Raw genomic sequence first — 13,497 nt, 5'->3', positions numbered from 1 at the left:
CCTCCCAAAAATCGGCCGGTCAGTCCGACCTACTCAATACTCTGGAAATACGCCGCCAGCGCGGCGATTTCCTCATCCGACAGCCGCCCGGCCATCATCTGCATCACCGGATGCGGGCGGAGCTTGCGCTTGTAGGCATGCATGGCGACCACGAAATCATCTTCGGGCCAGTTGGTGATCGACGGGATACCCTCGTCATTGCCATCGGCCTGGTGACAGATCTTGCACTCGCTCGACAGGTATTCACCGTATTCCTCGTCTCCCACCAGCGCCAGCACTTCGGGGGCCAGTTCCACCTCGCGCGGGCGGGCCGTCGGGTCGGCCTCGGGGATGTTCTGCGGGTTGGCCGAATAGCGGCGCAGATAGGCCAGGATATCGGCGCGCTCCTGCGGATCTTCCAGCCCGTCAAAGCTCATCCGCGTGGCACTGACCAGCGCCTTCGGGTTCTCGAGATAGGCATCGAGCTTGTCCAGGTGCCAGACCAACCCATCCGCCCCGGCCCGGCGCAAGCCGTCCGAATAGCGGAAACCCTCGGCAACCGACGCCGCCTTGCGTCCGAAAATCCCGTTGAGATGCGGTCCGATACCGTTCTCGGCGCCCTTTCCGACTTCGTGACAGCCCGAACACATCCCGAACAGTTCCTCGCCTCGCTCGGGATCGCCGATCGCCTCGGCCCCGGCCGACGCGGCACTCAGTATCAGAGCGGCCAGACCGGCCGCAAACCTACCATACGTCCGGATCAATACCCTTCTCCTCCAACTCGGCGAACTTGTCCTGAAGATAGCGCTGGAACGGCTGCTTGCGATATTCGCCCAGCTCGACATATTCCAGCGACGAGAGATAGTGGAACGGCTTGAGATACCCCGGCAGGCGCAGGGTTTCCGCATCCCGCATGTTCCCGGCACCGGCATTCTCGGCGGCGAACAGGATCGTCGTGGGGGTGTAGTTCACGCCCCATTTCTGAGCCAGCGCACGCTCCTCCAGCGCTTCGCCGTCGAAATCGACCACCTCTCTCGCGCCCCACAGGTCCAGCTGCACGACATCGAAATGATTCTGGATATAGCCGGTGACCTCGTCGCGGGCGAAATTGACCTCGTGCAGCTCGCGGCAATAGGGACAGCCCTTCTGCTCGAAAAGCACCATCAGGTGGCGGCCTCGTCCGGCGGCATCGGCCAGATCGTCGGGCAGTTCCAGAAAGCTGTCCATGAACCAGGGTTGCTTGTGCAGCCCGTCATCGCCCAGTTCGGCGGCAAAGGCTGATCGCGCTGTGACGGCGCTTGCCGCAAGCGTGCTCAGCAATGTTCGGCGTGTTATCATGGTGCCCTCCTCCCAAAGGTTCATCACCAGTTTACGCCAGTTCGCCCTCTCGGGGCAAAAACAACAGGGCCGGCGCGTGGCCGGCCCTGTTCACCATTCCGCTATTGCGAAAAGGACTTCAGATATTCGATCACCGCGGCGATGTCCTCGTCCTTGCGCAGCCCCTTGAAGGACATCTTGGTGCCTTTGACGTAACCGCGCGGATCGGCAAGGAAGGCCGCGAGGTTCTCCTCGCTCCAGACCTCGCCCGCTTCGCCCATGCTTTCCAGCGTCTTGGAGTAGCGGAAACCGTCGACGGCCGCTTTCGGATGCCCGACGATGCCGTTCAGCTGCGGCCCGACGCGGTTCGTGGCGCCCTCGCCGACCTGGTGGCATGCCTTGCACTGCCGAAAGACGCTTTCGCCTTCTTCCACCAGCGCCATATCCAGCGCGTCACCTTCGGCGGCGGGCTCGGACTCTGCCGGGGCCTCGCTTGCTGCTGCGCTTTCAGCGGCGGGTTCAGCGGCCTCGGCCACGGCCTCGATCTTCTCGTCGGCGGCGGTGTCGGCATTGGCCTCTTCCATTGCCGCGCCCGCTTCGGCTTCCGCCCCTTCATCCGGGGTCACGTCCAGCACGGTGGCATGCATGGTGATCTCGACACTGTCCTTGCAGTTCTCCATGCACGCTTCTTCGCTGAAGCGCCCATATTCCGTCTCGGGGCGGTCATCCACGATGAACCCGTCGGCATTGGGCATCTCGACCTCAAGGAAATTATCCTTGGACAGAACGAAATCCTCATCCACCAGGTAGTTGGAATACAGGATATAGGCCACGATCGCATAGGTCTCGTCGGCGCTCAGCGTTTGCGCCCCGCCGAACGGCATCGAGCGATGCACGTAATCCCACACGGTCGACAGATACGGCCAATAGGAGCCGACCGTCTTGACCGGATCGCGGTCCGCCAGCGTGCCGTCACCCCCGGCCAGCTTGGGCCAGTTGTCGACACCTTCGGCGAAATCGCCGTGGCAGACGGCGCAGTAATCGACGAACAGTTCCTCGCCATCCATCACCGAGCCCGACCCTTCCGGCAGGCCCGAACCGTCAGGGCGCACATCCACGTTCCAGGCGGCGATCTCCTCGGGCAGCGCCTCGCGTCCCAGACCCAGCCGCTTGGCGTCGGCCGCTTCCTGCGCGCGGGCGGCAGCGATGAACATCATGTCGGGCGAAGCCGAGTCCGCCGCCATGCGCGGTGCATCCTGCGGCATCGGCGCGACAAAGCGGTCGGCGAAATTATAGGCCCCGACCATCAGCGCCGCCGAAGCGACCCCGAGCACCGAGTATAGCTTAAGAGACTTCGACATTCTCTGCCTCCCCGTTCTCCTTGACCCACCAGGTCTGGATGCAGTTGTTGTGGTAGATCGAGTTCTCGCCCCGGACCTCGCGCAGCGCGTCCTTGGTGGGCTGGACATAACCCGTCTCGTCATGCGCGCGCGATTGCAGCAGCATCTCGCTGCCGTCCCAGTCGATCTCGAGATAGAACCGGGTCAGCGCCTTGTTCTGGCCTTCCGTGGCCAGTCGCGCCTGCTGCCAGTTCATGCCGCCATCGGTCGACACGTCGACGCGGGTGATCTTGCCGTGGCCCGACCATGCAAGCCCGGTGATGACCAGCGGACCGGCGCCATGCGTGATCGGTGATTGCGGGCTGGGGCTGGTAACGACCGATTTGGCGTCCATGACCCAGGTCCATTTGCGGCTGGTGCCATCGGCCAGCGTGTCGGTGTATTTGCTGGTCTCCTCGCGGCTTTCCACGGGGCCGTCCATCACCTCGATGCGGCGCAGCCATTTGACCCACATGTTGCCTTCCCAGCCAGGCACGACCAGACGCACAGGGTAACCATGCTCCTTGCGCAGCGCCTCGCCATTGGCCTTGAAGGCGACCAGAACGTCGTCCAGCGCCTTGTCCATCGGGATCGAACGCCCGTTCGAGGACGCATCCGCGCCTTCGACGTAAACCCACTTGTCCGACAGATCGCCGGTGGTCTCCATGCCCGCTTCGGTCAGAAGCGTGCGCAGCGAGACGCCGGAATATTCCATGTTGTGGATCATGCCGTGGGTGAACTGCGCGCCATTCAACTGCGCGCCCGCCCATTCCATGCCGGTATTGGCAGCGCATTCGCAGAAATAGACGTGGTTCTCGCGCGGGAAGCGTTCAAGATCGGCGTAGGTAAAGATCATCGGCTTGTCGACAAGCCCGTTGATCATCAGCCGGTAGTCTTCCTTCTTCAGCTCGATGGCACCCGAATGGTGACGCTCAAAGGCGCAGCCCTGCGGGGTGATCGTGCCGTCAAGCGCGTGGATCGGGGTGAAGTTGATCGAGCTGATCGTATCCGCCGTCAGCCACTCCACGTTGCGCCGGATCACGTCATCCTCGAAACGGATCGGCATCCCGTAGGGGGTGGCGTCCACGCCCTCGCCCAGGCCGCTGGCCCATTCCTGAACTTCGGTGATCAGCGGATCGGGTTCGGCGGCGCGCGCCATCCCGGCGCCCGCCACGGCCCCACCCGCCGCCACCGCGCCCTTCAGGAACGCGCGGCGCGAAGCACCCTTCTTTTCGGTCTCGGCTGTCATCTGTCCAAAGCCTCCTCTTACAACATCATATTCATCTATATGCATTTGTCGGATAGATGAAGATGAAATCTCCTCTGTCAGTCGGCCGCGGCCGCCTTAAAGGCCGCTGACCTTCACGCTCGTGTTCGGTTCAAGGGAAACCGTGCCCAGCTTGCGGATGTGGTTTTCCACAACGTCCCAGATCTGCGGTCCCTCGGTGCCCTCGTTGACGCTGGCCCAACCGGCCACGACATAGTTGCGCGACGGGTCGATGGCCTCGCCGGTGCTCAGCAATGTCATGTCGCTGATGCGCTCGCCCTGGGGCTTCGAGATGTCGATCGCATAGGCCATGCCGCCGATCCGCACCATGTCGCCGCCCTGCTGGTAGTAGGGGTCGGGGTTGAAGATATTGTCGGCCACGTCCTCGAGGATCACCTTGATGAACTCGCCCGTCATCTCGCTGCGATAGGCCTTGCCATAGGTCATCGAGGTGACGTTCCAGATATCCTCGCGGGTGATGTCGTCGCCGGGAACGAGGCTCGGCCCCCAGCGCACGCCGGGGCTCATGGCGATCTCGGCATCGCGCTCGCTCAGCAGCGCGTCGCAGATCAGGTCATCCCAGGACCCGTTGAAATTGCCGCGCCGGTACAGCAGGCTGTCGGTCTGGCCGATCACCTCGCTCAGATCGCTGGCATAGGGCGCGCGCTGCTCGTCGATCAGGGCCTGCATCTCGCCATCGGGCTCGATCACGTCGCTGAAGATCGGGATCAGCTTGTGGCGGAAGCCCATCATCTGCCCGTCGCGCACATCCAGGTCGACGCGGCTCACGAATTTGCCGTTCGAGCCGCTGGCGATGATGATCGTGTCGCCCACCAGCACCGGCTCGGGCAGCGCGTCATGGGTGTGCCCCGACAGGATCACGTCGATCCCGCTGACCATGCCGGCCATCTTCTTGTCCACGTCAAAGCCGTTATGGCTGAGGCAGACCACCAGTTCCGCACCCTGGTCGCGCACCTCGTTGACCATCTGCTGCATGTTGTCGTCGCGAATGCCGAAGCTGTAATCGGGGAACATCCAGCCGGGATTGGCGATCGGCATATAGGGGAAGGCCTGGCCGATCACGGCGATCTTCACGCCGCCGCGCTCGTAGAACTCGTAGGGTTTGAAATCGGCCGCGGGTTCGTCCCACTCGGCGTCGAAAATGTTCTGCCCCAGTGCGTCGTAGGGCAGCCCCTCGACCAGCTCGCGCACGCGGTCCTGACCCAGGGTGAATTCCCAGTGAAAGGTCATCGCGTCGGGCTTCAGCGCATTCATCACGTTGACCATGTCCTGGCCTTCGGTGTGATAGCAGGTATAGGAGCCATGCCAGGTGTCGCCGCCATCCAGCAACAATGCGTCGGGGCGCGCGGCACGGATCGCCTTGACCACGGTGGCCACGCGGTCCAGCCCGCCGACCCGGCCATATTCCTTCGCCAGCGCCGAGAAATCATTGTAGGTCAGCGCGTAATGGCTGGGGCTGCCATCGTCGATGCCATAAAGCTTGCGGAAATCCGCGCCGGTGACATGCGGCACCTCGCCCTTGTTGGGGCCGACGCCGATATTGATCTCCGGCTCGCGGAAATAGATCGGCTTCATCTGCGCGTGAATGTCGGTGACATGAATCAGGCTGACATTGCCGAACGTGTCGAATTCCAGCAATTGATCCTGCGTCAGCGCCTGCTGCGCAGCCAGTTTCGCCCAGTTGCCGAAACCCGATGCACCATAGAGCGCCGAGGCCGCCATGCTGACCTGAAGAAAATCGCGACGAGAAATCATGTCTGACTCCGAGTGGTTAGAGGTCTGCCGGTCCGCACATCTGGCGCGGGAGCCGATCGAGGCATCGCGGCCTCCGGTTTGAATGTCATGCAGGCAACGGCGCGGCCGGGGCAGCTGTCGCCGCCCCGGCCAGTGTCATCTCAGTTGCGCACCGAGGGGCCTTCGACCGACAGGCCGTTGCCGCGGCTTGCGACGTAAAGCTCCAGCGCCACGAACTCGTCGCTGCCCGGGCTAAAGGTATGCGCGCGGGTATCGCGGATGCAGCCCTTGAAGCGGCCATGTGCTGTGTTCAGCTTGGCGTTCTTCAGACGGTAGGTCGGGAAACCGTTGATCTGCCCCTGGCTCAGGTGGTCGGCGCGGATCATGTTGCCGTAATTGTCCTCGTGACAATTGGCGCAGCTCAGTTCCAGCTGGCCGAAACGGGTATAGTAGATTTCCTTGCCCTTTTCCCAGGTTTCCTGGGCCGGACCGTCGATCTTCACGTTCACCGGCATGCCGCGCGACTGCAGCGCGATCAGGGCTTCCATGTTCGCCATCGGGCCGCTGTCGTATTTGTAGGGCTCGGCGCCCATGTTGTTCACGCGGCAATCGTTGATCTGCATGGCGACGGTCTGCACCTCGCCGGCCTTTTCATCCCATTTGGGATAGACCGCGCGCACACCTGTCATGCTGCTTTCATCCTCGTGGCAGGACGCGCAGGACTTGCCCTCGGAGCCTTCGACGGCGTTCCACTGATCCCGGCCCGCATCGACAAAGATCATGCCGGGGTTGTCGAAATCGTCCATCTCCAGCGCTTGTGTCTCGTCCGAGCGGAAATGCCAACCGGACATGATCTGGTCCATGTTGACGTCTTCCATATGCGCGGGCAGAGGCGCTTTCGTGGTCATCTCCAGCTCGCCGTTGATGATGAGCGTGTCATCATCCGGGTCCGCCGCAGCGATGCCCGGCACGGCCAGCATCAGGGCTGCCACGGCTGTCATTGCATTGAATTTCATGCGTTCCTCCCTTTGGTGGCCCCGCCTTTCCCCCTCGAAGGTCCGGCAGGGCACCATTATAATTATATTCGATCAGCCAACCGTGACCGATTGCGTGTCTTCGTAGACCGACCCGTCGTCGTCATACCAGGTGAACTTGAAATCACCGGATTCAGGCACTTTGGCCTCGAATTCGAAATACGGATTGGTCGAGATCGCGGGCTCCATCTTGACGTCCACGACGCTCTCGCCGTTGAACTCGCAGGTGAAGCGATTGATGATCGAGCGCGGGATCACGTTGCCGCTGCTGTCCTTGCGCTGACCGGATTCCATCGGGTGGCTGATCAGCGTCTTGAGGACGACAACCTCGCCGGCCGAGGCCGACTTCGGCGCTTTCACGCGGGGGCGTACATTCTCTGCCATAGTTCTCTACTCCTTCTCGCTCAGCCGCCGCAGCCGCCGATGGTGACCTTGACGTTCTTCTGCGCCTTGGCAAAGCTGCCGTCGGCCAGCTTCGCAATGGCGATCACGTCCTGCGTGCCGGCCAGGCGGATACGGGTCTTTGCGCGCTGCGCTCCGGCCAGCGGGCCGAAGTTGAACGTCGCCACGCCCGGTGTCGGGTTGCCGGCGGCCAGCACCATGATCGCGCTTGCGCCTTCGGCGCTCACTTCGATCGGCACGGTGTTGCCGTTCTCGGCGATCTCCGGCGCATCCAGCTCGACGCCGGAATCGCCCATGTCGGCACCGCCGGTGAACGCTGCGATCGCGTCATCCACGGCCGAGGCCATCGCGGGCATCGGCAGCGTCACCACCGCGGCAGCGGCGGCCCCGATGACCAGGGTTTCGCGTCTTGTGAAATCCATCTTCATCTCCTTGATAAACGTGACCCGGTCACTGTTCCTTCTGTGTCACCAGGAAGGCGACCACATCTTCGATTTGCTCCGCCGTCAGCAGCGGCTCGAGCGGACCCTCGGCTGCCTTGCCGGTATAGCCGTTGCCGGGACGGATAAAGCCATCCACCCGGTAGTAGGACGGCATCATCGTGCCCGGATAGACATTGTTCGCATCGGACAGGATGCCGCGCAGCTCGGCTTCGTTCCAACGGTCGCCGACACCGTCCAGCGTCGGGCCGATATTGCCCTGGAAGGGCACGTCGGCCAGCGACGAGATCTGGTGGCAGGCCACGCAATTGCCCAGCGACCGCTTGCTCAGAACCTCGGCGCCCTTCTCGGGATCGCCCGGTTTCCCGGTCAGCGATTCGGCGACTGCGCCGTAATCGTCGAACTGAACGTCGCCCGGCGCCACCGGTTCGGCGAATGCAGAGCCGGCCGCAAGCGCGCTCGCCGCCAGAATTGTCGTTGAAAGCTTCATGTTTCCTCCCTTGGCTACCATGTTCTGAGTTTCGATAGCTCGGTATACAGTAGGCCACCAGATACGGACGACGCAACAACAAATTCACGATTGTGAATTTCTCGCCTGCCCGCCTCCGGCCGCGCGGTTTCTATTCAGTCCTGCTTGCTCTGCCGCTCCTGAATGCGACGGGCGTGGTATCTCTGGAAATCCTCCCCGTTTTCCATGTCATATCGTTTCTCGTTGACCCAGGTATACATGTCCAGAGTCGTCCCCTTCTGGAAGGCGCCGGGCATCATGGCCACCGCCGCATCCTTGGCGGACATCCCCTCGTCCACCTCCTCGGGCAGGAAGATCACTGTCGGCGTGAACAGAATCCCCCATTTGCGCAGCATGTCCTTCTCGGGCAGCGATTCCCCGTCCAGATCGGTGACCTCCCGGTCGCCATGCAGGTTGATCTGCACCACGAAGAAGTTGTCGGAAATATACTGCGCGATTTCGGGCTGCGGATAAACCTCTTCGTGCATCATCTTGCAATAGATGCAGCCGCGCTGCTCGATCATCAGCGCCAGGCGTTTGCCCTCGGCATTGGCCTCGGCAAGGTCCTCGCGCAGATCGAGGAACGTCTCGCGCATCCAGGGCGACTTGTGCAGCCCGTCATCGCCCACATTCGCGGCCAGCCCCGGCAGGCTCATCGCTGCAAGCGCCAGCAGAACCGCCGCCATAAACTTTCTCATGTCTTTCCTCCCTCGACGTGAACGGCCCTAGCCCAGCGACTGGAAACTCGGGAACCATTCGATCATGAAATTGGCGATGACATTCACCGCGTTGGTGGCGATCAGCACCGCAAAGACGATCAGCATCGCGCCCATCACCTTTTCTACATAGGCCATGTATTTGCGCTTGCTCTGCATCCAGCTCAGGAACGGGCGCGCAAACAGCGCCGCCACCACGAAGGGCGCGGTCATCGCCAGCCCGTAAACCAGCAGCAGCAAGGCCCCCTCGCCCACGCTGCCCATGCCGCTCGCGACCATCAGGATCGCCGCCAGCGCCGGGCCGACGCAGGGCGTCCAGCCAAATCCGAAGGCCAGCCCCATCACGTAGGCGCCCAGCACCGTGGTCGGCTCGGCCGTGCTTTCGATCCGCGCCTCGCGATAGAGAAGCGGGATGCGCACGACCCCCAGGAAATGCAGCCCGAACACGAACAGGATCGCCGCCGCCACATAGCTCAGCGGCTGGCGCCACTGCGCAAAGGCCTGCCCCAGCGCCGTCGCCCCCATACCCAGCAGCACGAAGATCGTGGTGACGCCCAGCGCAAAGAACACCGCCGAGATCACCAGCCGCTTCTGCGCCCCCTGCGCGATCGCGCCATCGCTGCGCAGCTCGCTCATCGACAGGCCCGCCATGTAGCACAGGTAGAAGGGAACCATCGGCAGGATGCATGGCGTGAAAAACGACAGCAATCCCGCAAGAGCCGCGCCCGCATAGGAAATATCGAGCATTCGCGAAGCTCCTTGTGAAAATGACATATTCAAATTAGGTTGTATGAGCACCCAACGTCAATTGGTTATCTCATGGTCTTTCGTCTATTCGCCGGTTTGCTGATCCCGCTCTGGATCGCCCTTGCACCGGCCGCGCATGCGGTGGAACTCATCATGGTGGAGCGCGCGGGCTGTCACTACTGCATCCAGTGGAAGGACGAGATCGGCCCGATCTATCCCAGGACCGAGGCAGGCGCCTATGCGCCGCTGCGCATGATCTCCATCTCCGAGGCCCCGCCTGATGGCGTCGATTTCGTCCGCCCGGTCCTGTTCACTCCGACCTTCGTGCTGGTGGATGACGGGCGCGAACTCTCCAGGATCGAGGGCTATCCCGGCGAGGATTTCTTCTGGGGGCTGCTCGAGATGATGTTGACCGAACACACGGATTTTGCACAACCCGCGAAAACGAACTAAAAACTGCGCCAACAAGAACCCGATGCAAACCGGGAGCAATGGCCGATGGGGACGGAAACCTGAACGATGGTACTTCCTGTTTTTGATACTTCGCTCAGCGAAGCCGAAATGGACCAGATGGTCGAGAACGCAACCAACGCCTCGAATTTCCTCAAGGCGATCAGCCACGAGGGGCGGTTGATGATCCTCTGTCACCTCGTTTCGGGCGAGAAATCCGTGACCGAACTCGAAGAACTGCTTTCGGCGCGCCAGGCGGCGGTTTCCCAGCAATTGTCGCGCCTCAGGCTCGAAGGGCTGGTGGTGCCGCGCCGCGAAGGCAAGACGATCTATTACCGCCTCGCCGACAATCGCCCGCGCCGTGTACTTGAACTGGTCTATGAACTATTCTGCGTCGAAGAGACCGAGGCAGCCCGCGCCTGACGCGCGGGCCACCCAGGCGGGAGGAGCGTGGGCATGTCTGAACTTCTGGGGGACAATACCCTCGTGGCCCTTGTAGGGCTGGCATCGGGTATTTTTCTGGGCCTGGCCGCACGGCTCGGGCGGTTCTGCACGATGGGCGCCATCGAAGATATGCTCTATGGCGGCTCGTCTCTCAGGATGCGGATGTGGATTCTCGCGATCGGAATCGCGGTGATGAGCACCTTCGCCCTCAGCGCCACCGGCATGATGGCGCTCGAACGCACCTATTACCTGTCGATCCGCTGGATGCCGATGGCCTCTATCCTGGGCGGGCTGATGTTCGGCTACGGCATGGCACTGGCGGGGAATTGCGGCTATGGCTGCATCGCCCGGCTGGGGGGGGGCGACATCCGCGCTTTCGTGATCGTGCTGGTGATGGGCGTCTCGGCCTATGTGGTGCTTTACGGGCCGCTGGCCTACCTGCGCAACTGGGCGTTCCTGCAAGAGGACGTGACCACCGACATGCCCCCCGGCATCGTGCATTTCATATCCCTGCATACCGGTCTCGCCGTCGCCCCGCTCGGCATCGCCATCGGTGCGCTGATCACGCTCGGCGCGCTGGCCTCGCGCGAGTTGATCACGGCGCCCAAATCCATCTTCTGGGCCTCGGTCGTGGGGCTTGCGATCACCGCGGGCTGGGCGGGCAGCTACTGGGTCGCGACCACCGGCTTCACCGCCATGCCGGTCGTATCGCACAGCTTCTCGGCCCCGGTCGGGGAAACCCTGCTCTATTTCATGACCGCCTCGGCGCGCGCGCCCTCCTTCGCGGTGGGCTCGGTCGCGGGCGTCGCTGCGGGCGCCTTCATCGGTTCGCTGATCAAGGGACATTTCCGCTGGGAAGCCTGCGAAGACCCGCGCGAGCTGCGCCGCCAGATGACCGGCGCGGCGATCATGGGCGCGGGCGCGGTGCTGGCGCTTGGCTGCACCGTCGGGCAGGGGCTTTCGGCCTTTTCCGTGCTCAGCTTCTCGGCCCCTGTCACGTTCCTCGCGATCATCGCCGGGGCCGCGCTCGGGCTGCGCCAGCTGATCACCGGCTTCCAGCCCGCCGAATAGCGCCCCCTTGCAATTCGCGCCATTCCGGGCAAACCCTTGGCCAAACCCCGAGGGACCCCCGATCATGCCGCCGAAAACACCGCCCGTTGACGACCCGTTCGCCATTCCCGCCGACACATTGGGCATGGACCCGGCCGAAATGCGCCGGCTGGGCCACAAGGTGGTCGACATGGTCATCGACCGGCTGGAACGGCGCAACAGCGAGCCGGTGCTCGTCACCGGCAGCGCCCCCGCGCTGGCCGAACAGCTTGGCGGCCCGCTTCCCGAATCGCCGCAGGACCCAGACGCCTCGCTTGAACTCATGGCCGAGATCGCCTTTGGCCACATGCAGCATGGCGACCACCCGCGCTATTTCGCCCGCGTACCCGGCCCCGCCGCTTTCGCCTCCACCCTGGGCGAATGGATGGGCACCGGCTTCAACGCGATCAACGCCAGCTGGGGCGGCGCATCAGGCCCCGCCACGGTGGAAACCACCGTCTGTTCCTGGGTCGCCGAAATGCTGGGCCTGCCCGCCCACAGCGAAGGCGTGCTGCTCTCGGGCGGCTCGATGGCGAATTTCACCGGTTTCTGCGTCGCCCGCACCGAGATCGGCGCCGGTGTCGCCTACCTGACCGACCAGACCCACGCCTCGCTGCCGCGCAACCTGCGCCAGATGGGGCTCGATGCCGACGAGATCCGCATCCTCCCCTCGGATGACGGGCTGCGCATGTGCCCCGACAGCCTTGTCGCCGCAATCGAACAGGATATCGCCGCCGGACGTCGCCCTATGATGGTCGTCGCCACCGCCGGCAGCACCAATACCGGCGCCACCGACCCGCTCGACGCGATCGCCGATATCTGCGCCGCGCGTGGGCTCTGGCTGCATGTTGACGGGGCCTACGGCGCGCCCGCCGCCATCACCTCGCAGGGCCGCGCCACGCTCGCTGGGCTGGCGCGCGCCGACTCGGTCGTGCTCGATCCGCATAAATGGTTCTTCCAGCCCTATGACATGGGGCTTTGCCTTGTGACCCGACCCGGCGCTCTCGAGCGCTGCTTTGCCATGAACCCCGAATACCTGCGCGACGTGCAGGCCACCTCCGGCGAGGTGAATTACGGCAACCGCTCGCTGGAACTGACCCGCCGCGCGCGCGCCATGAAGCTCTGGATGTCGCTGCGCACCTATGGCGCGCCCGCCTTCCGCGATGCGGTGCAACGCGGCATCGAACTGGCGGAATTCACCGAATCCCACCTGCGCAGCCAGCCCGACACCTGGGACATCATCACGCCCGCGCAGCTCGGCATCGTCTGCTTCGCCCTCAAGGGCGCTGACGCCGCCGACCACGCGGCCCGCGCCGCGCGCGTGACGCAATCGGGCTTTGCGACCCTATCCTCGACCATGCTCAAGGACCGCTCCGCGCTCAGGCTCTGCACCATCAACCCGCTCACCACCGAAGGCGACGTCACCCGCACGCTCGAAATGCTGGCGCAGGGCTGACGGCACGCCACTTCCCCTGCCCCATGCCCGCCCCGACACGCCTCGGGCGCATGAGCGCTCTTCATGGCTGGACCTTGCAATTTACACGCCCTAGTATAGCATTTTCTAAAGTTACGCGTGTTCTAGGTGTGTTATGGTAATCTCCTTCCGTTCCGCAGCGGGTATCGTCCTTGGCTTTTCCCTTGGTGTTTTCCTCAACTGGCCCACAGCCGCAGCCGCCTGCGATGACAGCAAAGGTGACACCTGGCATCTCGAATGCGTGCAAGTCACGTGGGAAAAACGCGGTGGATGGCGCCTGCGCAATATCTGCAACCGCAAACTAGAACTCATGTGGTGCGTGCGGGGCGCCGATCATGCGCCATGCAAACCCCGCCCCCGCTGGTGGGGTGCCCAATGGGGTGCTGCGCCGGGCAAGACATGGTATGTCCCGGCCCTTGGCGCTCATGAGATCGAATATAATGCGTGCCATTACCGGCACTGGAAATAGGCCGGTCCAACGTCCGGCCCGACGCTG

At 63.3% G+C, this 13,497-nt stretch carries 15 protein-coding genes; 4 read left to right on the top strand and 11 right to left on the bottom strand.

The annotated features are described in order from the left end of the window. Positions 1–29: 29 nt before the first annotated feature. The 11 genes from ROH8110_RS02645 to ROH8110_RS02595 all read right to left on the bottom strand — a co-directional run bounded on the left by ROH8110_RS02645 (position 30) and on the right by ROH8110_RS02595 (position 9,544). Positions 30–740: a c-type cytochrome gene (locus ROH8110_RS02645; RefSeq protein WP_370738112.1), complete on the bottom strand. Its 711-nt coding sequence runs from the start codon at positions 738–740 to the stop codon at positions 30–32. Further along, entirely contained in the window at positions 724–1,317 is a 594-nt protein-coding gene (locus ROH8110_RS02640) for a thioredoxin family protein (protein ID WP_170156449.1), read from the bottom strand. Before ROH8110_RS02640 ends, ROH8110_RS02645 begins: the two co-directional genes overlap by 17 nt. A gap of 101 nt (positions 1,318–1,418) precedes the next feature. Continuing rightward, positions 1,419–2,657 (bottom strand): c-type cytochrome, encoded by a 1,239-nt coding sequence (locus tag ROH8110_RS02635; protein ID WP_085816216.1) that lies wholly within the window; start codon positions 2,655–2,657, stop codon positions 1,419–1,421. Beyond that, on the bottom strand, positions 2,641–3,924 hold the full coding sequence (soxC, locus tag ROH8110_RS02630; RefSeq protein ID WP_085816215.1) for a sulfite dehydrogenase: 1,284 nt from the start codon (positions 3,922–3,924) through the stop codon (positions 2,641–2,643). Before soxC ends, ROH8110_RS02635 begins: the two co-directional genes overlap by 17 nt. A 96-nt stretch (positions 3,925–4,020) precedes the next feature. After that, positions 4,021–5,718: a thiosulfohydrolase SoxB gene (soxB, locus tag ROH8110_RS02625; protein ID WP_085816214.1), complete on the bottom strand. Its 1,698-nt coding sequence runs from the start codon at positions 5,716–5,718 to the stop codon at positions 4,021–4,023. Positions 5,719–5,858: 140 nt separating this feature from the next. Continuing rightward, entirely contained in the window at positions 5,859–6,713 is an 855-nt protein-coding gene (soxA, locus tag ROH8110_RS02620) for a sulfur oxidation c-type cytochrome SoxA (protein ID WP_085816956.1), read from the bottom strand. A 72-nt stretch (positions 6,714–6,785) separates the two neighbouring features. Beyond that, entirely contained in the window at positions 6,786–7,115 is a 330-nt protein-coding gene (gene soxZ, locus ROH8110_RS02615; protein ID WP_085816213.1) for a thiosulfate oxidation carrier complex protein SoxZ, read from the bottom strand. 20 nt (positions 7,116–7,135) lie between these two features. Further along, positions 7,136–7,555: a thiosulfate oxidation carrier protein SoxY gene (soxY, locus tag ROH8110_RS02610; RefSeq protein WP_085816955.1), complete on the bottom strand. Its 420-nt coding sequence runs from the start codon at positions 7,553–7,555 to the stop codon at positions 7,136–7,138. 28 nt (positions 7,556–7,583) lie between these two features. Then, positions 7,584–8,063, bottom strand: coding sequence for a sulfur oxidation c-type cytochrome SoxX (gene soxX, locus ROH8110_RS02605; RefSeq protein ID WP_085816212.1), 480 nt, complete (start codon positions 8,061–8,063; stop codon positions 7,584–7,586). Between the two features lie 134 nt (positions 8,064–8,197). Then, positions 8,198–8,779, bottom strand: a complete 582-nt coding sequence (locus ROH8110_RS02600; protein WP_085816211.1) for a thioredoxin family protein — start codon at positions 8,777–8,779, stop codon at positions 8,198–8,200. Between the two features lie 27 nt (positions 8,780–8,806). Continuing rightward, a complete protein-coding gene (locus ROH8110_RS02595) occupies positions 8,807–9,544 on the bottom strand; it encodes a cytochrome c biogenesis CcdA family protein (protein ID WP_085816210.1) in 738 nt (245 codons plus the stop codon). Between the two features lie 72 nt (positions 9,545–9,616). On the opposite strand from ROH8110_RS02595, the gene ROH8110_RS02590 reads away from it, so the two are divergent. The 4 genes from ROH8110_RS02590 (at position 9,617) to ROH8110_RS02575 (ending at position 12,983) form a co-directional block, all read left to right on the top strand. Next, the gene (locus tag ROH8110_RS02590; protein ID WP_085816209.1) at positions 9,617–9,997 is read left to right on the top strand and encodes a thioredoxin domain-containing protein; all 381 of its coding nucleotides are present in this window, start codon (positions 9,617–9,619) and stop codon (positions 9,995–9,997) included. A 66-nt stretch (positions 9,998–10,063) separates the two neighbouring features. Beyond that, positions 10,064–10,417, top strand: a complete 354-nt coding sequence (locus ROH8110_RS02585) for an ArsR/SmtB family transcription factor (protein ID WP_085816208.1) — start codon at positions 10,064–10,066, stop codon at positions 10,415–10,417. Between the two features lie 33 nt (positions 10,418–10,450). Then, entirely contained in the window at positions 10,451–11,509 is a 1,059-nt protein-coding gene (locus tag ROH8110_RS02580) for a YeeE/YedE family protein (protein ID WP_085816207.1), read from the top strand. 64 nt (positions 11,510–11,573) lie between these two features. Continuing rightward, positions 11,574–12,983 (top strand): pyridoxal phosphate-dependent decarboxylase family protein, encoded by a 1,410-nt coding sequence (locus ROH8110_RS02575; RefSeq protein WP_085816206.1) that lies wholly within the window; start codon positions 11,574–11,576, stop codon positions 12,981–12,983. The last annotated feature ends 514 nt before the right edge of the window (positions 12,984–13,497 follow it).

The sequence above is a fragment of the Roseovarius halotolerans genome, assembly GCF_900172255.1.
GTDB lineage: Bacteria > Pseudomonadota > Alphaproteobacteria > Rhodobacterales > Rhodobacteraceae > Roseovarius > Roseovarius halotolerans.
The sequence above is the reverse complement of the archived record's forward strand: the minus strand, read 5'-3'. Positions and strand labels throughout refer to the sequence as shown.

Excerpts from the sequence above, each read along its gene's own strand:
- soxZ (WP_085816213.1), bottom strand. The coding sequence starts at position 7,115 with ATGGCAGAGAATGTACGCCCCCGCGTGAAAGCGCCGAAGTCGGCCTCG.
- ROH8110_RS02595 (WP_085816210.1), bottom strand. The coding sequence starts at position 9,544 with ATGCTCGATATTTCCTATGCGGGCGCGGCTCTTGCGGGATTGCTGTCG.
- ROH8110_RS02585 (WP_085816208.1), top strand. The coding sequence starts at position 10,064 with ATGGTACTTCCTGTTTTTGATACTTCGCTCAGCGAAGCCGAAATGGAC.
- ROH8110_RS02575 (WP_085816206.1), top strand. The coding sequence starts at position 11,574 with ATGCCGCCGAAAACACCGCCCGTTGACGACCCGTTCGCCATTCCCGCC.
- soxY (WP_085816955.1), bottom strand. The coding sequence starts at position 7,555 with ATGGATTTCACAAGACGCGAAACCCTGGTCATCGGGGCCGCCGCTGCC.
- soxC (WP_085816215.1), bottom strand. The coding sequence starts at position 3,924 with ATGACAGCCGAGACCGAAAAGAAGGGTGCTTCGCGCCGCGCGTTCCTG.
- ROH8110_RS02600 (WP_085816211.1), bottom strand. The coding sequence starts at position 8,779 with ATGAGAAAGTTTATGGCGGCGGTTCTGCTGGCGCTTGCAGCGATGAGC.
- ROH8110_RS02635 (WP_085816216.1), bottom strand. The coding sequence starts at position 2,657 with ATGTCGAAGTCTCTTAAGCTATACTCGGTGCTCGGGGTCGCTTCGGCG.
- soxA (WP_085816956.1), bottom strand. The coding sequence starts at position 6,713 with ATGAAATTCAATGCAATGACAGCCGTGGCAGCCCTGATGCTGGCCGTG.
- ROH8110_RS02640 (WP_170156449.1), bottom strand. The coding sequence starts at position 1,317 with ATGATAACACGCCGAACATTGCTGAGCACGCTTGCGGCAAGCGCCGTC.
- ROH8110_RS02590 (WP_085816209.1), top strand. The coding sequence starts at position 9,617 with ATGGTCTTTCGTCTATTCGCCGGTTTGCTGATCCCGCTCTGGATCGCC.
- soxX (WP_085816212.1), bottom strand. The coding sequence starts at position 8,063 with ATGAAGCTTTCAACGACAATTCTGGCGGCGAGCGCGCTTGCGGCCGGC.
- ROH8110_RS02580 (WP_085816207.1), top strand. The coding sequence starts at position 10,451 with ATGTCTGAACTTCTGGGGGACAATACCCTCGTGGCCCTTGTAGGGCTG.
- soxB (WP_085816214.1), bottom strand. The coding sequence starts at position 5,718 with ATGATTTCTCGTCGCGATTTTCTTCAGGTCAGCATGGCGGCCTCGGCG.